Consider the following 19,555-nt stretch of genomic DNA (forward strand, 5'->3'; position numbering starts at 1 on the left):
CATATTGTCATTCAGTTTTCAATGTTCATTTAAATGGAGCGGGTGATGGGAATCGAACCCACAACATCAGCTTGGAAGGCTGAGGTTTTGCCATTAAACTACACCCGCATATTTAATTAGAAAGTTTATTTGGTGCGGCCGAGAGGACTTGAACCTCCACGGGATTTCTCCCACTAGGCCCTCAACCTAGCGCGTCTGCCATTCCGCCACGACCGCTGGCAAAACGCAATAATTACTATTAATTATCGAGAACAATAATTATTGTAAATGTTTTGTAATGAAATGTCAATATCTTTTTAACATTTTTTAAACAAGTTTTACAAACAATTAATGTTTGATACATTTATTAAAGTAACGATATATACTATACATGTTTATTTGATTAATGTCAACGTATAAATGATTAAAAATTTAAGATTCACCATTTTTTTAAATTGTAATGGTGAATCTTAATACGTTATTGCTTAGTTATTTCAATTCATGCGTTTTATTAGTGATAACTTCCCCTTGCACTTCCCGCATCTCATCTTTTTCACATCGACTTTTTTATTCTTAGATATTGGCAACCACATGATTTACATTGATATACGTAATTAGCACGTTCTTCATACGTTTGAATAGGCGTACAAAACCTTGGTGCACCTACTTGCTTACTTAACACTTTAAAATCTGTATTTTTATGTTGATACCCTTTTCCTAGTATGTGTAAATGATAATGGCACAATTCATGTTTGATGATATCAATTAATGCTTTCTCCCCATAATATTGATATTGCTTGGGATTAATTTCGATATTATGTGATTTTAGCATATAGCGACCACCAGTGGTGCGTAGCTTGTTATTAAATATAGCTTTATGACAAAATGGTCTATTAAAAAACTGACTTGAAATACGTTCTACTATTGTTTGTAATTCATTATTATTCATGGGGATCAATCATGGTTAACGACACTTTGCCTTTAGTTTGATCTATATCTAGTATCCACACATCCACTATGTCTCCCACACTTACGATGTCCATTGGATTTTTGACAAATTTTTTAGATAGTTTTGATATATGGACCAAGCCATCTTGTTTCACACCTATATCAACGAATGCTCCGAAATCCACTACATTTCTTACGGTGCCACCTAATTTCATACCTACTTTTAAATCTTCAATTGATAATACATCTGACTTCAAGATTGGCGTTTCGAATTCATCTCGAGGATCTCGATTAGGTGCCATTAATGATTTAATTATATCTTCAAGTGTAGGTACTCCGACATTTAATTGATTAGCTACTTGATCCACATTTACTTTAGATAGCTCTGTTTTAAGTTTATCAGTACCTAAATCTTTAATATTCAAATCTAAAATACCCAATAATTTATACGTTACGTCATAACTTTCAGGGTGAATAGAAGTATTATCTAATGGTTCAGTACCATCTACAATACGCAAGAATCCAATACTTTGTTCAAATGTTTTTGCACCTAAACGTTTCACTTTACTAATTTCTTTATTGTGCTTAATGGCTCCATTCTCTTCACGGTAATCAATGATGTTTTGAGCAATCGCACCGGATAATCCAGATACATATTGTAATAATGATTTAGAAGCTGTATTTACATCAACGCCCACTTGGTTAACAGCAGTTTCAACTACAAATGTTAGTGCGCTTTCAAGTTCTTTTTGGTTTACATCGTGTTGATATTGTCCAACTCCAATTGATTTAGGATCTATTTTAACTAATTCACTTAAAGGGTCTTGAACACGTCTACCGATGGATACTGCACTACGTTCTTCAACTTGAAAATCAGGAAACTCTGATCTAGCAATTTCAGATGCTGAATAAACAGAAGCACCCGCTTCATTGACAATAATAAATTTAATTTCTAAGTTATACTTTTTAATAACATTTGCAACAAATTGTTCAGTTTCACGACTCGCTGTACCATTACCAATAGCAATGAGTTCTACATGATTTTCTTTAATCATTCTGACTATTTCTTTTTCTGATGCTTCTATCTTAGATTTAGGTGGGTGTGGATAAATCACACTCTTATCAATAAAAGTGCCAAATGGATTAATTACTGCCAACTTGCAACCTGTTCTAAATGCTGGGTCAACACCTAAAATTTGCTTACCCTTCATAGGTGGTTGTAATAGCAAATGTTTTAAGTTTTCACTAAAGACTTCAATGGCATGTTGTTCAGCTTTACTAGTTAAATCTGCTCGGATTTCTCTTTCGATTGAAGGCATAATTAATCGTTTTAAACTATCCTCAATAGCTAGCTTAATATAATCTCTATGGGGATTTTGAAGTTTAATTTCACTTTTCTCAATTGTACTTGCTACTTGTTTTGTATCAAATTCTATTTTGATTGATAGAATTTTTTCTTTTTCACCACGATTCATAGCAAGCACTCTATGATTTGCTATATACCTAATAGGTTCTACATAGTCATAATACATTGCAAATATTTCTTTTTCATCTTCTGCTTTCTTCTTCTTAGTTGTCACAATACTTCCTTGTCTATAAAGATCTTTTAATATGCGACTACGATATTTAGGATTATCTGAAACATGTTCAGCAATGATATCTAATGCACCTTGAATCGCCTCATCAATATTTGTTACCTCATCAGTAATGAAACTTTCTGCCTTTTGTTTTAAGTCACCTTGCTGTCCATCATAGATCCATTTAGCTAAGCTTTCTAAACCTTTTCTTTTAGCTTCTGTCGCTCTTGTTTTCTTTTTTTGTTTAAAAGGTCTATACAGATCTTCGACACGTTGCAATTTAGTTTGTTTAAGTATATCTTCTCTCAATTCATTTGTTAATAAGCCTTGTTGTTCAATATTATGTATAACTTCTTCTTTTCTTTTTTGTAAATTTGCAACGTATTGGTATTCATCTGAAATCTGTTTGATTTGAACTTCATCCAATCCTCCAGTTGCTTCTTTACGATATCTTGCAATAAAGGGAACCGTATTGTTGTCTTCTAATAAACTTAATACTGATTTTACTTGTTTTTCAGAAAATTGATATTTTGTTGTTATTTCATCAATTAAATTTTTATTCATTTTATGACCACACTTTTTCTTATTTTCTATTCAATTTTATCATATTTTTCATGTTAATTTATTAAGTCAACTATGTACCTATTTTTATTTATTCATATCAATATAAAAAAACTGAGGCATGACGATACCTCAGTTTCTATTACTATTTTACTGTTTAGCAGCTTGCTGTAATTTCTTGATTGCAGTTCTTTGCAATCGAGACACATGCATTTGACTTAAACCAATGCGTTCACCAGTTTCTTTCTGGCTTAGCCCTTCAATAAATGTACATTGAATGATTTCTCTTTCTCTATCTGAAAGAATAGGCAAAATACGTTCCAGAATCATACGTTTTTCTGTTAAGTCATAATTGTCATCTCTTTGACCCATTATATCTAATAAAGTCACTGTTGAACCATCTTTATCTGCTTCAATCGAGTGATCCACGCTAAGTGCATTATAACTTTGTCCCATTTCCATAGCTTCAAGTACTTCTTCTTCAGAAACTTCCAAACGATCAGCAATTTCTGCGATTGATGGGGAACGTTCTAATTCATTCGTTAATTCATCACTTACTTTTTTTATACGTGGGCCGATTTCTTTTATTCTTCTTGGAACATGAACACTCCAAGTTTTATCTCTTAAATATCTCTTAATCTCACCAATAACGGTCGGTACTAAGAATGCTTCAAATTTGCGATCAAAAGACAGGTCAAATCTGTTAATAGCACCTATTAAACCAACCATACCAACTTGAACTAAATCTTCGTGATGTGATTGTCCTTTTGAATACTTATAAGCCAACGATTCAATTAGTTTACGGTAATGATTGACTAATCTATCTTGAGCTTCTGTATTAGCGTTATCTTGATGTTCTTTAATCCATTGGTTAATTTGTTCAGGTGATACATCATTAACTGATTTCGACTCTTTCGTCATTATTTGGCACCTGCTCTTTTTTTATATACTTAATCATACTGATTGTTACACCAGATTCTTTAAAGACTTTCACTTCATCCATTAAGGATTCAATTAAGAATAAACCAAGTCCGCCTTCACGTAAGAAATCGATATTTTCATTCTCATCGTAAGGTCCTAATTGTGATTTCGTTGTCTCATAATCAAAACTTTCGCCTTGATCTGAGATAATAATTTTTATTTTATCATCAAATAACTCGAAACATAAATTAATCATACCATTTGTATCTTTATTTTTATAAGCATGTTTAACTGCGTTAGTAACGGCTTCACTTACTGCAATTTTAGAATCTTCGATATCGTCATAAGATGCGCCTGCTCTTGAAAATACGCCTGATAACGTTAAGCGAATTAGACTTACATATTCGGCAGAGGCAGGCAATTTCATCTCGATATAATCATTTTTAATTGGCAAGTTATTCTACCTCCGTTCCTTCATTGACATGCATTAAGTCTTTAAGACCAGTAATATCAAATAATCTTCCGATTCTATCTGATACGCCTAAGATATATAACTCTTTATCATTTTGGTTCAATGCTTTTAATGTTCCTACAAATAATCCTAATCCTGTAGAATCCATATAACTAACATTTGTTACATTAACGTGAATATCATGTGTACCTTCTTGTCTCATTGGCATTAATACTTCTTCCAATTCAGGTACAGTATATACATCTAATTCACCAGCAACAATGACTTCATAATAGTCATCATGTGTTACCGTTTCAATGTTAAGGTTCATGGTTCTTACACTCCCATTTTAGTCTTTTGTTACTACCAATTATGTATACTCTAGTAAGTATACCCATAGTTAGATTTATATAATCAATAAATTTAATATTTAATTTACACGTTTTATAATCAATATAGTCATATCGTCACGTTTGTTAGGATTTTGAATTTTTAATATAGCTTCATAAAGTATTTGTACGATATCTTGTGGATGCATATGCTTATATTTTCGAATAAGGTTTAACAATGTCTTTTTAGCGATAAATTCACCATCAGTATATCTTGCTTCTGTCACACCATCTGTAAATATTATAACTAAATCATCTAAGTAGATTGGGATTTCTTGTTGATTATATCTAGTGTGCTGACTTACACCTAGTACTCTACCTCTAACGTCAATTTCTTCGAACGTTTCAGTTTCCGCTCGATATATGTATCCCGGCTCGTGTCCAGCAGAACTACAATATAATAAATGGTTCATTTCTTCATAGAGTCCATAAAACATAGTTACAAACATATTTTGATTTACGTTTTTTTCAACAACTCGATTGAGACGCTTTAAACCATCACTTGGCAATTGAGAGTGGCCATAAGAGTCCATTCCGAACTTAATCATACTCATTGCTAGTGCAGCAGGGATACCTTTACCTATGACATCGGCAACCGCAAAACTCATCGTTCCATCTCGATGGTCAATTAAATTAAAATAATCGCCACTTACTTTCTGTGCAGCGACAGAAATCACACCGATTTGAATACTATCAAATTGAGGAATATCCGTTTTCAACATGGTTTGTTGAAGCCTTGAAGCTAAGTCAATTTCTTTATCGTGGAATTGCATTTTATCAACTAACTTTTGGTAGTCTCGATAGCTATAGCCAAATCCTTTGACTACTTCTTGCAAAACATCTAATGTATTCAAAATTTGTTCTTTTTCTAAATTCAAGGAGGTTACATATGATTTGTGTATATTCACAATATCTTCAGGTAGAATATCTTTTTTTATGACTTCATCTGTAAAGTCATTACATTTTATTAGAAATTGTTGTTTATTTTTCGTAACTAAACTTTCATCTATAAGTTGCTTATAATGCTTTTTAAATTCTTCCACGAATCTGCCTCCTTATCTCAATAAATGGATCGCTTATGACTTATTTATATGTATTTAATATATATTAATAAAATTTACTAATGCTAATGACATAATATTAAATAATAAACTCTCTATTTAAAAAAGACTTTAGGTATTACCTAAAGTCAACAACTAAAGACCTTTCAATCATTTTCGTACTTATCTTCTTTCATAATGCATATGTATTAAGTACTTTGAAATCAAATAATTAAATATTTGAACAACTGATATTAAAAATTTTGTCTTTAATAGTTAATATGAAATACATTTGGATTATACATGAATTTAGTTAAGAATTTTGGGATTTAACTTCATCATGTAATCCTAAACTAATATCTAAGGCATCATCTACTTCTTGCATTTTCTCTTCAGATAAGTACGTTAATTTTTCTTTTAATCGCTTTTTATCTAGTGTGCGAATTTGCTCTAGAAGGATAACTGAATCCTTATCAAGTCTATATTTCTTTTTCTCAATTTCAACATGTGTTGGTATTTTCGCTTTATTAATCCTTCCCGTAATCGCAGCGACGATTACGGTAGGACTATATTTGTTGCCAGTATCATTTTGAATGATAACTACAGGTCTGACTCCCCCTTGTTCTGAACCCTGTACTGGTGACAAATCAGCTAAATATACATCGCCTCTTCTAATCATTCACTCTTATAATTAGAAATAATGTACGTTTCATTGCAATCACAAGCTTCACATTCTAATGGAAAAGCTTCTGTCGCTAGGGAGAGATTTAATTCGGCCATCTGAGCATAGCCCTCCTTTAAAGATTGTTCAAGACTGTGACTTCTATTTTGATTAAAAGTAAGCATAATATGAACCTCCAATTGATACCAAATACAACATTATAAACTTTAATTTATTTTTATAATAACAAATTTTGTATCAAGTGACTATACTATTTTAATAATTCATTAGTTACATGCATCTCGTCATCAACTTCGTAGATTCTAGGTAAACGTCGACCTAAATTGCATAGCACTTCATAACTAATCGTGTGTTGCTTTTGTGCTAAAGCTTCCACTGATTGTGGGGAATCACTTGAGTTATCTATAAGTGTCACAGTATCGCCTTCTTGCACATTTTCAGGCACATGTATAATCATTTGATCCATACATACACGGCCGATGACTTCGCATTGATGACCGTTTACACTTACATGTGCACCTTGCATTGAACGTAGGTAACCATCTGCATAACCAATAGGGAGAATCGCAATCTTCATGTTGTCAGTTGCTGTATAGGTGCTTCCATAACTGACAGATTCACCTGGTTTTAAATATTTAGTTTGGACTACTTGTGTTTTTAATTGCGTACTTGGTTGCAATTGAGTAGTAACTGTTTCTTTAACATACCCTGACGGATAGTAGCCATATAATGAGATACCTAATCTAATGGCGTTACATAGTTCATAATGTCTTAATAAAGAACCTGCTGAGTTTTGTGCATGGATACATTTTGGCTTTTCAGCTTGCGTGACTATTTGCTCAAATTGTTCATATTGTTGATCCATAGAATCGCCCGGTTCATCTGCATTAGCGAAGTGCGTATATACGCCTTCGAATATTAAATGCGGTTGGCTATGAATTAGACGGATAACTTCTTTGTATTCTTCTAATGATTTCATTCCAAGTCTACCCATCCCTGTGTCTAATTTTACATGTAGCCAGAGATTCTTTTCATTATCATCACTAATTAAATCAATTGCATGTTGAAGCCATTGTAGTGATGGTACAGTCAATGCAACTCTATGTTGAATTGCTTTGTTTATATCTTCAAGTGGTATAACGCCTAAAATAAGTATTTGCGCATTTACACCATGCATTCGTAATTCAATCGCTTCGTCAAGAGTGGCAACTGCAAAAAACTCAGCACCGTTTTTCATTAAATGTTGTACTATCTTGACGCTTCCTAAACCATAGCTATTTGCTTTTACGACTGGTATCACCGTTTTATTGTTATGCAACGATTCGAAAGCATTATAATTATTTAAAATTGCTGATAAATCTACATTTAAGTAGGTTGATCTATAGAATTTATCTGACATAAGTAGTCCTCCTCTTTACTATTAAATACCATGTAGTAGTTGATTTATCTCGTGCAATTGGCGAGGTAGAAATTATTTACATTATAATACTGTTAATCTCTCTTTTCTAATAAAACCTGACTCATCGCATAATGCTCAGTGTGTGTAATAGATACATGTACGATAAAGTCTTCGTAATCAATACATGGTTTCCCATTGCTATCGTTATAACAATTAATATCTTTAAAGGCCACTGTTTTTCCTAAACCAGTTCCTAATGCCTTACTGAACGCTTCTTTCGTTGCGAAGCGACCTGAAAGAAACTCTAGTTTTCTCTTTTCACTTTTAAATGAATGGAACTTTTGTTCTTCTTCTTGAGTTAAAATTCTTTTGACTAACTTGTCTGTTTGTTTCTCGAAAGCATTCTTAATTCTTTCAATTTCTATTAAATCAATACCTATTCCATATATCATGCTAAGCCCTCACTCACTAGGTAGATTTGAACGATCTATTGTTGTAGTCATTTCATTAATATCATTTTGCTGTATAGTTTTCTTATTTTGTATCATTTGTTTAAGATTTATTGCGTCTGTTTTTGTAATCAAGTCTATTTGAGAAATACCCCCGGCAGTCGATAAATGTAATGTTGCTAATTGATATTTTCTCATTAGAAACCCTTCCTCAATATCGATATTCTGAATTCGATAAAAAGGAATGATTTTAGTGTTGATAAAAATAATACCTCGTCTTATATAAATTTCATTGTTCGAATAATAATAACGAAAATTCTTATATTTTAAAAATGGTGTTAGAAATATAAAAACAACACAACATAAAATTATAAGTCCTATCGCAACACTTACAATCAATGGGCGATGCAATGCTTCAATGTATAAATCACATAATACACTTGCTACAACCACAATAATTGTAAAAATAATACTAGCAATCATTGAAGCAATCCTCATCACTTTAAGGCCATTTTTATCCATGTAATTATAATTAGTCATCGTACTCACCTCTTAAATACGCATCAACATAGCGTTGCGAAGTTTCTTCTTTTATAAACTTTAATTCCATAAATTCAAATATTGAACCCTTAGCAACAAAGAAGTAAATATTAGCTAAATGACTTCTTTCAAGCAGAGGATGTTGGCTCGTCTCTATACCTATAATTTTATTTGTTTTGAAATAATATGTTTGAAAACCAAACGTACTCACTCGTTTCAAAGTAATTTCATCATTTTCTATCACTAGGCCAGCATTTTTAACGTAGATATATGCATGTGCCATCATCACAATAATGATAGTTAAAGCGATGAAAAAGCTCCATGCACTCCAAAAATAAGTTCCAATACTAGCGATAATTAAAACAATTATACTCGGTATGAAAAAGTGACGATGAAATCCATTCCACGGCATAATGTTTTGAACCTTATTAAACTTCATTTCAGGCACAAGCTCTCCAATAATTTCATATGCTTCTTTTTGTTTTATAAATGGTAATATCATAATTTTACCATTATTACTTGCATCATCATTAGACTCGATATCCATATCACTCGTGATAATAAAGTGTATAGAGGTGTATCCAAAGATTTTTCTTAAGAAAGATTGTTTCTCTAATACTGCTTGTAGCCGATCTGTTGGCACTGTTAGATTTTTCACATTAAAAAGACCATAACTAATCTTAAGATGATTACCCTGTTGGACAACTTTGTAGTTATAGTAACGAATAATCGTGATTATAGTTCCAAACACATAACTAATGATTAAAATAGATGCAACAATAAACAGCACAATTATAAGTACAGAATTCACCCAATGCCATAGATTAGACGTCCATTTATCCCAAGGTATCACATTTTGAAATGCACCTACTATTGGCGAAACTGTAGCAAAAGCCACTCCAATTGCACCACTCGTCATAGCCATTAGTAATAATGAACTAAAGGACATTTTAAACACATGCTCTGAATTACGCTTTGTTGAACTCGTCGATGCATTTAATTGCTCAGTATTTAGTTCATTATCACCTGTAGCATCATTAATAGTGTATTCCAGTGCATCATTATTTAATTCTTTTTGTCTAGAACGAATAGTTTGTTCAATTAAATCACTTTGTTTCTTAGTTATTGTTGACAATTCAATGCCATCACTTGGTGTTTTGATTTGTAAACGAACACCCCCAACGATTTGATTAATCAAACCTTGTGTTGTATCTAATGACTGAATTCTGCTTAAATTTAGTTCTTTTCTTTTTTTATTTAACCAGCCAGAAGTAACAATAAATTGATCATCTTCAATCCAATATCTTGTAACTTTAATTTCTAAAAATCGATGTATAAACGTTAAGATAAAGATGAATAAAAAGATGGATGGACCAATATAATGTCGAATTTCTGTAAAATCAAAATTCCAAATATTAAAACCAACAAATACGATAAATGTAAAAATGTTTTGTTTAATCACATCTATTATCCCTGTTATGTATGAAATAGGATGCAATTTTTGGGGATTAAACATCTGAATCAGCACCTCGCAATGCTATAAAAATATCTTCTGATAATTCATTCATTTCTTCTTCTGAGACAATGGGTAACTTCAGTTCATGCCCCGCAGTTACAAAAATTAAAACATTTAATTTTAATAATTTTAAAATAGGGTTACTTTTAATTTCTAAAAATTGTAGACGTTCAATTTTAGTTATTTGGTGTTTTTTAAAAATAAAAGTTTTTTTAACTTCGACATTTCTATTATCAACCCTATAATAACGATATTTATACTTAATTATCGGTTGTAATAGTAAACGAATAATCGAAATGAAGACTAAGAAGATAAGTATGTAGACAATAAAGTGGTACCAATTAAAATATTGCCACATTAAAAATAGTGCAGCAATGATAATTAGTTCTATTAAAAATAAGATACCACTATTAATCCAGTGGTATTTCAGTGCATTTTTAGGACTTTTATGAAATGATCGTTCTACCTTCATAATATACTCCTTTGCAATTTTACTTTATTATATCATATTCGATATGATGCTTACGCTCCTATAGCGAAGATGCAGTAAGGTTCATTTATTTTTAGGCTTGTATCGAATTAAAAAACCACCTCAAAAGCATGAGATGGTTTAATCATAAAATTAATATTGATTCATTTTATTTTTGTAAATCTGCAAAAGTTCGGCCTTTCATTGTAGATCGACCTTTATCTTGTCTTTCGCGACGATCTGGCTTTTTGCCTTTTTTCTTATTAAAGTTACCTTTAGAACGTTTGTTTTTATTATCAAATTTATTATTACGTTTTCCACCACGGCGTGATCCATTACCTTTACCTTGGCGATTTTTACGTGCTAATGGTTTTTCAAATGTTAATTGTACTTCAACTTCATCATTCGCTTCAACTAGTTCTTGTAGTAATGATGCAACTAATTCTGTACTATCATATTCTTCTAATAACTCACTTGAGATACGTTTCAAGCGCGCTTCACTTTCACGTGACATCCAATTTTTAACTTTATCTTTGATGTCATCTTCACGCGCTTTTAATACTTCTTTACGGTGTGGCGGTCTTAACGCATTCATTCGTCTTCCATTTGCATCTTCTATTTGACGGATATAATCCATTTCAATAGGGTTAACAAATGTAACTGCGATACCTTCTTTACCAGCACGACCAGTACGACCAATTCTATGTGTATAGCTTTCCGTATCTTGAGGAATGTCAAAGTTATATACATGACTTACACCTGAAATATCTAATCCACGTGCAGCAACATCTGTGGCTACTAAGATATCAATTTGGTCATTTTTAAATTTCTTTAATACTTCTAAACGTTTAGCTTGTGTAATATCACCGTGTAAACCTTCTGCTTTATAACCTTTTGATAATAACGCACTTGTTAATTCATCAACACGACGTTTCGTTCTACCAAATACTATAGCTAACTCTGGTTGATGTACATCTAAGAAATTAGTGAATGTATCGAATTTTTCAAGTTCTTTAACAATTGTATAATATTCATCAATTTGAGGATCTGACATTTCGTTATTCATTGTTTTAACGATTTGAGGAGATTTCATAAATTGTTGTACTAATGTTTGAATTGCTTTAGGCATCGTTGCTGAGAATAACATGGTTTGTCTTTGCTCAGAAGGAATTTTATCCATAATGAATCTCATATCATCGATGAATCCCATGTTCATCATTTCATCCGCTTCATCCAAAATTAATGTATGAATACCATTTGTTTTTAATGTACGTCTATTTAAGTGATCAATAACACGTCCTGGTGTACCTACAACAATTTGTGGTCCTCTTTTTAAGGCTTTAATTTGACGGTCGATTGGCATACCACCAAATACGGTTACAACTTGTACATTTTGACCACGACTAAATTCTCTTAATTGTTCAGCTACTTGCATAGCTAGTTCTCTTGTAGGTGCTAATATTAAGGCTTGTACACCTGATTGACCCACAACTTTTTCTATTAAAGGAATCCCGAACGCTCCAGTTTTACCTGTCCCAGTTTGCGCTTGTCCAAGGATGTCTCTTCCTTCTAATGTATAAGGGATACTATCTTTTTGGATAGGTGTAGGTTCCTTAAAACCCATTGCTTCAAGGGTTTCTACAGTTTTATCCGAAATCCCTAGTTCTTTAAAATTTTGCAATATAATTCTCCTTTTAACTTTCTTATTTATCAATATACGTTTGTGTATATAAGGTCCTCTTATTACGTCAACTTCTATATAGTACCACCTAAAATTATATATCGCAATAAAGCAATTCTAGTGATAGGTTCGTTTTCCCAAGATTTAAGACATAATAGCGTTTACATTTTTTACACTTTTTTTAGCTTTTAAAGTAAAAAAACAAGTCACTAAAGGATTTATATTCCTTTTAAGTGACTTGCCTAATCTTAATAGCAACCTTGAAAATAATTAAATCAATTTATTTACTACTTCTTCGAGCTTATTGCCACGTGAGCCCTTTACTAGAACTTTGTCATTAGCAACTAAATTATCCATTAAATATTGCGTTAGTGCTTGTTTATCTGTGAAATATTGAACATGATCAACAAATTGACCACCTATATCACTTATATATTTGGCATCATTACCATATGTTAATAGCGTTTGGATATTTTTGCCTTCTAAATAAGCGCCGACATCTTCATGCATTTGACGGCTATTTTCTCCTAATTCAAGTGAATCAGCAAGTACAATTATTTTACGGCCATCCATTTGGCTTAATGTATCTATAGCTGCTTTCATACTAGTAGGACTTGCGTTATACGCATCATTAATTATAGTTATGTCATTATCAGTAATATGGCGTTCCATGCGCATACCTGTAAGTTGAACATGATGAATATTATGTTGAATCGTATCATATTCCAATCCTAATTCATGGCCAATAGCAATGGCGATAGCTGCATTTTTCATATTATGAATGCCTAGAATAGGCAATTTATAATGTTCATTACCATTAATATTAAAAGCAATACCATCATTTTCACTCTGCTCTACTTCACAAACTAAAGCATTATTCGGTTTCAAACCGATACTTAGGCATTTAGCATGCTTAACATCTTTAACATGTGGTTCGAGTAATGGTTCGTCACCGTCATAAATGAACGTCCCACCTTCTTTAAGTCCAATTGTTATTTCCGATTTAGCTTGAGCAATACCTTCACGTGAGCCCAAATCTTGCATATGTGACTCACCAATATTCGTAATAACGGCAATGTCAGGCTCAGCAATCGTCGATAATAATTCGATTTCATGGAATCCAGACATACCCATTTCTAAAATTGATATCTCAGTATCTGGATCAAGTTCTAAAATCGTTAATGGTAAGCCTATCTCATTGTTGTAGTTACCTTGTGTTTTTTTAACTTTAAACTCAGTGTGTAAGACACTTTCAATCATATCTTTCGTCGTTGTTTTACCATTGGAGCCTGTCACACCTATAACTTTAGGATTCACATATTTTAAATAGGCTTTGGCTAATTGCTGTAACGCAACTAACGTATCGTCTACCCAAATAATTGGTCCGTTCACATGATCATCGATGTCATGGCCCTTTTCATAGAAAGATGCACCGGCACCATCAATTAACGCTTGTGAAACAAATTGATGGCCATCTACATTTTCACCTTTAAAAGGGATAAATAGCATATCGTGTGTGATTGCACGTGAATCAATCGTTACACCTTTGATTGTATGTTGTAAATATTCTGTTTCTATCTCACAAGGTATCCATTCCTGAATTTGCTTTAGTGAAACTTCTATCATTTATGAATTCCCCTCTTAGTCGATTGTGTATTTATTTTTCTTTTTATCCTCGTGACGTTCTTTAGCTAAATCAATTAGTTTAGTAATTAAATCAGAATAGGATAGTCCCATATTCTCCCATAAGCTTGGATACATACTAAATGCTGTAAATCCAGGCATCGCATTCGTTTCATTAATGAAAATTTGATTATCTTCAGTAACGAAGAAATCCGCACGTACTAGACCAGAACAATCTGTAGCTTTAAATGCTTCTAATGCCATATTTCTTAAAGTCATTTGTACTTCTTCATCAAGTTCTGCTGGGATTTGTAAACTAATCTTACCGTCTTTATATTTTGATTTGTAATCATAAAACGCAACATCTTTAATGACTTCGCCTGGCCATGTTGTTTCAGGATAATCATTACCTAATACAGCCACTTCAACTTCACGTGCATTAATACCTTGTTCAATAACAAGCTTACGGTCAAATTGGAAAGCTTCCTCGATACCCGCTTTTAATTCATCTTCATTGTTACATTTACTGATACCGACGCTTGAACCTAGGTTCGCTGGTTTTACGAATACAGGATATGTAAGTTTATCTTTAACAAGTTTGATAATATTACCTTCATATTTTTCATATTCACTTCTTAAGAAACTAATGTAAGGTAATTGTGGTAACCCTCTATGTTCAAATAATTGTTTCATAACAAGTTTATCCATTGAACTTGATGCTGATAATACACCATTACCGACGTATGGTAAATCCAGAACTTCAAACAACCCTTGAATCGTACCGTCCTCACCATTAGGACCATGGAGTAATGGGAATACCGCATCATAAGGTTGACCGTCACTACTTTCTTTCAATAAAGTTGTGATCTCACCTGCTTCTACATCGGCCATATTAAGTGATTCAATTGATTTAATCTCTTCAGTAATATTATCTTTTTTCTTCCATAATCCATCATTCGTTATATAAATGATATCGACTAAATATTTTTCTTTATCAATTGCGTTAAGAACATTTTGCGCAGTTAATTTCGAAACATCATGTTCAGCACTTTTACCACCATATACGATACAAATGTTTTCTTTTACCATAAGTAGTTCCTCCATTAAGAAAGATCATAACTCGCGCATTTGTATAAAGTTATATCTCAATTTGATATTTCAACTTCCCACAAATACTTTTATCTCTTTCAACTCATTTTTAATTTTTCTTTTTAGTTAACTATCAATATTTTATGAAATTTATTTAGGTTAAACTATGCTTTCTAAAAATCAATATTATCACAGTCTAAAGCAATTTTGCATTTATCAACTTAAATATAAATGTGATTATGTGATGAATATCTTTTATTATCGCATAAGAATTAAACTCAATTAAGCGATGTATATTTTTCTTTTACACATTCACTCTGTTATTTTCTAGCAAATTAACTTAAAGTCATGTAAAATTTGTATATAATATTATTCGTTAGATTATAAGAGTTTAAGGAGTTTTCTCATGAAATATTCATCCCGTCAACAGCCATCTAAGCATTGGCTACGTAAAATAGACTGGATACTCGTAGCATTATTAACAATATTAGCTATAATTAGTGTTACTACGATTAGCTCAGCTATGGGTGGCGGCCAATATAGTGCAAACTTTAGTATTCGCCAAATTATCTACTATATATTGGGTGCTATTATTGCGCTCATCATTATGCTTATTTCACCTAAAAAGATTAAAAATAATACATATATTCTATACTTTATCTTTTGCATATTGCTTGTTGGTTTATTGATTTTACCAGAAACATCAATCACACCAATTATTAACGGTGCTAAAAGTTGGTATTCCTTTGGACCAGTAAGTATACAGCCTTCAGAATTTATGAAAGTTATCTTAATTCTTGCATTAGCAAAGAGTGTTTCTAATCATAATCGCTTTACTTTTAATAAATCTTTTCAAACTGATTTAGTTTTATTCTTTAAAATCATTGGCATCTCAATTATTCCAATGGCATTAATCCTATTGCAAAATGACCTAGGTACAACCCTTGTGATATGTGCAATTATTATTGGGATTATGTTAATAAGTGGCATTACATGGAGAATATTAGCCCCATTATTTATAGCCGCATTTGTTATAGGTGGAACGATTATTTTAGCAGTTATCTACAAACCGTCATTAATTGAAGGGCTTCTCGGCGTTAAAATGTATCAAATGGGCCGTATTAATTCGTGGTTAGATCCCTATTCTTATAGTGCAGGCGACGGTTATCATTTAACAGAATCGTTAAAAGCAATTGGTTCTGGCCAACTCTTGGGTAAAGGGTTTAATCATGGTGAAGTTTATATCCCTGAGAACCATACCGACTTTATATTTTCAGTAGTCGGAGAAGAAATGGGATTTATAGGTGCTGTCGTTTTATTACTTATCTTTTTAGCATTGATTTTCCATTTAATTCGCCTTGCTACCAAAGTTGAATCACCATTTAGTAAAATATTTATCATTGGTTACGTTTCTTTACTCGTTTTCCATATATTCCAAAATATAGGAATGACAATCCAATTACTACCAATTACTGGTATACCATTACCATTTATTAGTTATGGTGGTAGTTCACTTTGGAGTCTAATGGTTGGTATAGGTGTCGTATTATCTATTCATTTCCACCAAAGACAAACTACTCCTAATAAAAAAGAAGTAGTACAGAAATAATATTTTGTTGCACCTAGCTTTGACTGTAAAATCACTTTCGTAATTTTAATGTGGGATCTAATCCCGCAATTAGATTAACTACAATATAAAAAATGTAGCCTGTGACATTGATTGATGTCACAGGCTACATTTTTATTAATTGCTAGCAAACTATTTAAGTTCTTGACGCACAGGCGTAGTTGCTGGCAATGTATTCATTATGTCCAAACGAGATTTAGTTTTTTTAATATTCACACCTAGTGATGATAGTAGTTTAACAACATTTTGTAATTTATCCGATTGACTCATGGCTTTCACCTCGTTTTATGACTTCAAGGTTATACTACCCCAATTAACAATGTTTTACTACATGAATTCAACATAAAATTGACATTTTATAAAATTAATTTCATTGATTAGCCTAAAACCTTAAATCCATCATCATAAATTTCTTTTTCAATACTATTTAAATTCGCTGGTGTTTCATAAGATATTGTGACCAATTGTTTATCTAGCTCAACACTTACTTTACTTACACCAATCATATTTTCTAGTCTATGATGAAGTGCATTGACTTGGTCTTCCGTTTGCAAACCACTCAATTTAATCTCACTATAATTCATTTCATTTACTCCTAATCTTTCATTAATTTCTGAAACGTTACTAATAGTTCTTCCATCGCTTCTTCTTGAGCCCCATTATTCACTTTGTCCATAATACAGCTTTTCATGTGATGATCTAACAATTTAGTGGCAACACTATTCAAAGCAGATCTTGTAGCTCTAATTTGGGTTAACACGTCATCACAGTAGACATCTTCTTCAATCATACGATTGATTGCTCTAACTTGCCCTTCAATACGATTAAGTCTCGATTTTAAATTTAATTTAATTTGATCAGAATGATGTGCATTATCATGATTTTCCAAGGTCGTCACCCTTTCTATACGTACTATCATATCGTATAATTTACCTTACTATTCGTCAAACACTGTAACTTATTTCATGAAAAAGGGTCATGCTATTTGGTAAATGCCATGATACAATTAACTTTAAGAAAGTAAAAACTTGTCTTATTATTGCAAGAATTAAACTATTGAACAGGAGGCGTACTATGGTAGAAATATATTCAATGTCTTTCACGCATTCCTCATTGATTATTAATATCATATTAATTGCTGCCTTTATATTAAACTTAATTTTTGCATTTGTTATTATCTTTATGGAACGTCGCAGTGCTGGCTCTATATGGGCTTGGCTCCTCGTTTTAGTATTTTTACCAATCATTGGATTTATATTGTATTTACTATTAGGACGCCAAATTCAGCGCAATCGCATTTTCAAATTGAAAAAAGAAGACCGCAAAGGCCTTGCTATGATTGTGGATGAACAAATTGAAGCGTTAGAAAGTGACGATTTCTCAAAAGGTAATCATCAAATTGTTAAGTTTAAAGAAATGGTACGCATGTTACTTTTTAACAATGCTGCGTTCTTAACGACAGATAATCGCATCAAAATATATACGGATGGTCATGCTAAATTTGATGCATTACTTAATGATATTAAAAATGCACAAGACTATATACATATTCAGTACTACATTTTTAAAAGTGATGGACTAGGCCGTCAAATTCTCTCAGCACTTGAGGATAAACTTGATGAAGGCTTAGAAGTTAAAATGTTATACGATGATATGGGTTCAAGAACTTTAAGAAAAAAAGATTTAAAACATTTTCGTCAAAAAGGTGGACATGTGGAATCATTCTTTCCCTCTAAACTTCCCCTCATCAATCTCCGTATGAATAACCGAAACCATAGAAAAATCGTTATTATTGATGGCAAAATTGGTTATGTAGGAGGGTTCAATGTCGGTGATGAATATTTGGGTAAAGATAAAAAGTTTGGCTATTGGCGAGACACCCACTTAAGATTAGAGGGCGATTCTGTTAACGCACTGCAACTTAGATTTATATTGGATTGGAATTCACAATCCAATCGTGATTCAATCGAATATAAAGATAGCTATTTTCCAGATGTAGACTCAGGTGGAACAATTGGCGTACAAATTGCGTCAAGTGGTCCTGATGAAGATTGGGAACAAATCAAATATGGTTACTTAAAAATGATATCTTCCGCAAAACATTCTATATACATTCAATCACCTTATTTTATACCTGATCAAGCATTTATCGATGCAATTAAAATAGCAGCCTTAGGTGGTGTGGAGGTCAATATCATGATACCTAATAAACCGGATCATCCTTTCGTTTATTGGGCTACATTGAAAAATGCAGCTTCCCTACTATCAGCTGGCGTTAAAATTTATCATTATGATAATGGATTCTTACATTCTAAAACTTTAATTATTGATGATGAAATCGCATCAGTAGGCACAGCCAATATGGATAATCGTAGTTTCACACTAAATTTCGAAGTGAATGCATTTGTTTATGATGAGACGATTGCAACTCAATTGAAAGAAGCATTTATTCAGGATATGAAAGTCTCTTATCAACTTACTGAGGAATTATATAATAAACGAAGTTTATGGATTAAATTCAAAGAAGGCATATCTCAATTACTTTCACCTATTTTATAAATGTCTTTAATAGTTGTCAGCATATTTACAATTATTACTGTAAATACGTACAAGT

The 19,555-nt window shown here is 32.2% G+C and carries 20 protein-coding genes, 2 tRNA genes and 1 pseudogene; 2 read left to right on the top strand and 21 right to left on the bottom strand.

Annotated elements, in window-relative coordinates; translation table 11 throughout:
- Positions 1-34: 34 nt before the first annotated feature.
- The 18 genes and pseudogenes from HMPREF3239_RS00600 to HMPREF3239_RS00685 all read right to left on the bottom strand — a co-directional run bounded on the left by HMPREF3239_RS00600 (position 35) and on the right by HMPREF3239_RS00685 (position 15,314).
- Positions 35-108: transfer RNA gene (locus HMPREF3239_RS00600), tRNA-Gly, on the bottom strand.
- A gap of 22 nt (positions 109-130) precedes the next feature.
- A tRNA-Leu gene (locus HMPREF3239_RS00605) sits at positions 131-216 on the bottom strand.
- Positions 217-473: 257 nt separating this feature from the next.
- Positions 474-928, bottom strand: a pseudogene (locus HMPREF3239_RS00610) (SprT family protein).
- A complete protein-coding gene (locus tag HMPREF3239_RS00615) occupies positions 921-3,068 on the bottom strand; it encodes a Tex family protein (protein ID WP_070854338.1) in 2,148 nt (715 codons plus the stop codon). Before HMPREF3239_RS00615 ends, HMPREF3239_RS00610 begins: the two are co-directional and overlap by 8 nt.
- Before the next feature lie 147 nt (positions 3,069-3,215).
- Positions 3,216-3,986, bottom strand: a complete 771-nt coding sequence (gene sigB / locus HMPREF3239_RS00620) for an RNA polymerase sigma factor SigB (RefSeq protein ID WP_070854339.1) — start codon at positions 3,984-3,986, stop codon at positions 3,216-3,218.
- Entirely contained in the window at positions 3,961-4,413 is a 453-nt protein-coding gene (gene rsbW / locus HMPREF3239_RS00625) for an anti-sigma B factor RsbW (RefSeq protein ID WP_070854366.1), read from the bottom strand. The genes sigB and rsbW overlap by 26 nt, the downstream gene beginning before the upstream one ends.
- A gap of 28 nt (positions 4,414-4,441) precedes the next feature.
- Complete coding sequence (locus tag HMPREF3239_RS00630) at positions 4,442-4,768, bottom strand: anti-sigma factor antagonist (protein WP_053031223.1); 327 nt, start codon at positions 4,766-4,768, stop codon at positions 4,442-4,444.
- Between the two features lie 99 nt (positions 4,769-4,867).
- Positions 4,868-5,869, bottom strand: coding sequence for a SpoIIE family protein phosphatase (locus HMPREF3239_RS00635; protein WP_053031221.1), 1,002 nt, complete (start codon positions 5,867-5,869; stop codon positions 4,868-4,870).
- A gap of 310 nt (positions 5,870-6,179) precedes the next feature.
- A complete protein-coding gene (locus HMPREF3239_RS00640; RefSeq protein ID WP_053031219.1) occupies positions 6,180-6,545 on the bottom strand; it encodes a type II toxin-antitoxin system PemK/MazF family toxin in 366 nt (121 codons plus the stop codon).
- Positions 6,542-6,712, bottom strand: a complete 171-nt coding sequence (gene mazE, locus HMPREF3239_RS00645; protein WP_037538759.1) for a type II toxin-antitoxin system antitoxin MazE — start codon at positions 6,710-6,712, stop codon at positions 6,542-6,544. Before mazE ends, HMPREF3239_RS00640 begins: the two co-directional genes overlap by 4 nt.
- A gap of 86 nt (positions 6,713-6,798) precedes the next feature.
- Positions 6,799-7,947 carry an alanine racemase gene (alr, locus tag HMPREF3239_RS00650; RefSeq protein WP_070854341.1) on the bottom strand — a complete coding sequence of 383 codons (1,149 nt, stop codon included), beginning with the start codon at positions 7,945-7,947 and terminating at the stop codon, positions 6,799-6,801.
- Positions 7,948-8,039: 92 nt separating this feature from the next.
- Positions 8,040-8,399, bottom strand: a complete 360-nt coding sequence (gene acpS / locus HMPREF3239_RS00655) for a holo-ACP synthase (RefSeq protein ID WP_070854343.1) — start codon at positions 8,397-8,399, stop codon at positions 8,040-8,042.
- Positions 8,400-8,408: 9 nt separating this feature from the next.
- Complete coding sequence (locus HMPREF3239_RS00660) at positions 8,409-8,936, bottom strand: PH domain-containing protein (RefSeq protein WP_070854344.1); 528 nt, start codon at positions 8,934-8,936, stop codon at positions 8,409-8,411.
- Complete coding sequence (locus HMPREF3239_RS00665; RefSeq protein ID WP_070854346.1) at positions 8,929-10,452, bottom strand: PH domain-containing protein; 1,524 nt, start codon at positions 10,450-10,452, stop codon at positions 8,929-8,931. Before HMPREF3239_RS00665 ends, HMPREF3239_RS00660 begins: the two co-directional genes overlap by 8 nt.
- Entirely contained in the window at positions 10,445-10,924 is a 480-nt protein-coding gene (locus HMPREF3239_RS00670; protein ID WP_070854348.1) for a PH domain-containing protein, read from the bottom strand. The genes HMPREF3239_RS00665 and HMPREF3239_RS00670 overlap by 8 nt, the downstream gene beginning before the upstream one ends.
- A gap of 166 nt (positions 10,925-11,090) precedes the next feature.
- Entirely contained in the window at positions 11,091-12,602 is a 1,512-nt protein-coding gene (locus tag HMPREF3239_RS00675) for a degradosome RNA helicase CshA (protein ID WP_053031206.1), read from the bottom strand.
- Positions 12,603-12,872: 270 nt separating this feature from the next.
- Positions 12,873-14,228, bottom strand: coding sequence for a UDP-N-acetylmuramoyl-tripeptide--D-alanyl-D-alanine ligase (gene murF, locus HMPREF3239_RS00680; protein ID WP_070854349.1), 1,356 nt, complete (start codon positions 14,226-14,228; stop codon positions 12,873-12,875).
- 15 nt (positions 14,229-14,243) lie between these two features.
- Positions 14,244-15,314 (bottom strand): D-alanine--D-alanine ligase, encoded by a 1,071-nt coding sequence (locus HMPREF3239_RS00685; protein ID WP_070854351.1) that lies wholly within the window; start codon positions 15,312-15,314, stop codon positions 14,244-14,246.
- A gap of 406 nt (positions 15,315-15,720) precedes the next feature.
- On the opposite strand from HMPREF3239_RS00685, the gene HMPREF3239_RS00690 reads away from it, so the two are divergent.
- Positions 15,721-16,923 (top strand): FtsW/RodA/SpoVE family cell cycle protein, encoded by a 1,203-nt coding sequence (locus HMPREF3239_RS00690; RefSeq protein ID WP_053031200.1) that lies wholly within the window; start codon positions 15,721-15,723, stop codon positions 16,921-16,923.
- A 150-nt stretch (positions 16,924-17,073) separates the two neighbouring features.
- Here the strand turns inward: HMPREF3239_RS00690 and HMPREF3239_RS12210 are convergent, their stop codons facing one another.
- The 3 genes from HMPREF3239_RS12210 to csoR all read right to left on the bottom strand — a co-directional run bounded on the left by HMPREF3239_RS12210 (position 17,074) and on the right by csoR (position 17,830).
- Complete coding sequence (locus HMPREF3239_RS12210; protein ID WP_107630147.1) at positions 17,074-17,211, bottom strand: Lmo0850 family protein; 138 nt, start codon at positions 17,209-17,211, stop codon at positions 17,074-17,076.
- Positions 17,212-17,318: 107 nt separating this feature from the next.
- Positions 17,319-17,525, bottom strand: coding sequence for a putative copper chaperone CsoZ (locus HMPREF3239_RS00695; RefSeq protein WP_070854353.1), 207 nt, complete (start codon positions 17,523-17,525; stop codon positions 17,319-17,321).
- 11 nt (positions 17,526-17,536) lie between these two features.
- Positions 17,537-17,830 (bottom strand): copper-sensing transcriptional repressor CsoR, encoded by a 294-nt coding sequence (gene csoR / locus HMPREF3239_RS00700; RefSeq protein WP_107630149.1) that lies wholly within the window; start codon positions 17,828-17,830, stop codon positions 17,537-17,539.
- 185 nt (positions 17,831-18,015) lie between these two features.
- On the opposite strand from csoR, the gene cls reads away from it, so the two are divergent.
- Entirely contained in the window at positions 18,016-19,500 is a 1,485-nt protein-coding gene (cls, locus tag HMPREF3239_RS00705; RefSeq protein WP_053031194.1) for a cardiolipin synthase, read from the top strand.
- Positions 19,501-19,555: the final 55 nt, after the last annotated feature.

The sequence above is a fragment of the Staphylococcus sp. HMSC34C02 genome (genome assembly GCF_001838705.1).
Classification (GTDB): domain Bacteria; phylum Bacillota; class Bacilli; order Staphylococcales; family Staphylococcaceae; genus Staphylococcus; species Staphylococcus borealis.

Excerpts from the sequence above, each read along its gene's own strand:
- HMPREF3239_RS00615 (WP_070854338.1), bottom strand. The coding sequence starts at position 3,068 with ATGAATAAAAATTTAATTGATGAAATAACAACAAAATATCAATTTTCT.
- sigB (WP_070854339.1), bottom strand. The coding sequence starts at position 3,986 with ATGACGAAAGAGTCGAAATCAGTTAATGATGTATCACCTGAACAAATT.
- rsbW (WP_070854366.1), bottom strand. The coding sequence starts at position 4,413 with ATGAAATTGCCTGCCTCTGCCGAATATGTAAGTCTAATTCGCTTAACG.
- HMPREF3239_RS00630 (WP_053031223.1), bottom strand. The coding sequence starts at position 4,768 with ATGAACCTTAACATTGAAACGGTAACACATGATGACTATTATGAAGTC.
- HMPREF3239_RS00640 (WP_053031219.1), bottom strand. The coding sequence starts at position 6,545 with ATGATTAGAAGAGGCGATGTATATTTAGCTGATTTGTCACCAGTACAG.
- mazE (WP_037538759.1), bottom strand. The coding sequence starts at position 6,712 with ATGCTTACTTTTAATCAAAATAGAAGTCACAGTCTTGAACAATCTTTA.
- alr (WP_070854341.1), bottom strand. The coding sequence starts at position 7,947 with ATGTCAGATAAATTCTATAGATCAACCTACTTAAATGTAGATTTATCA.
- acpS (WP_070854343.1), bottom strand. The coding sequence starts at position 8,399 with ATGATATATGGAATAGGTATTGATTTAATAGAAATTGAAAGAATTAAG.
- HMPREF3239_RS00660 (WP_070854344.1), bottom strand. The coding sequence starts at position 8,936 with ATGACTAATTATAATTACATGGATAAAAATGGCCTTAAAGTGATGAGG.
- HMPREF3239_RS00665 (WP_070854346.1), bottom strand. The coding sequence starts at position 10,452 with ATGTTTAATCCCCAAAAATTGCATCCTATTTCATACATAACAGGGATA.
- HMPREF3239_RS00670 (WP_070854348.1), bottom strand. The coding sequence starts at position 10,924 with ATGAAGGTAGAACGATCATTTCATAAAAGTCCTAAAAATGCACTGAAA.
- murF (WP_070854349.1), bottom strand. The coding sequence starts at position 14,228 with ATGATAGAAGTTTCACTAAAGCAAATTCAGGAATGGATACCTTGTGAG.
- HMPREF3239_RS00685 (WP_070854351.1), bottom strand. The coding sequence starts at position 15,314 with ATGGTAAAAGAAAACATTTGTATCGTATATGGTGGTAAAAGTGCTGAA.
- HMPREF3239_RS00690 (WP_053031200.1), top strand. The coding sequence starts at position 15,721 with ATGAAATATTCATCCCGTCAACAGCCATCTAAGCATTGGCTACGTAAA.
- HMPREF3239_RS12210 (WP_107630147.1), bottom strand. The coding sequence starts at position 17,211 with ATGAGTCAATCGGATAAATTACAAAATGTTGTTAAACTACTATCATCA.
- HMPREF3239_RS00695 (WP_070854353.1), bottom strand. The coding sequence starts at position 17,525 with ATGAATTATAGTGAGATTAAATTGAGTGGTTTGCAAACGGAAGACCAA.
- cls (WP_053031194.1), top strand. The coding sequence starts at position 18,016 with ATGGTAGAAATATATTCAATGTCTTTCACGCATTCCTCATTGATTATT.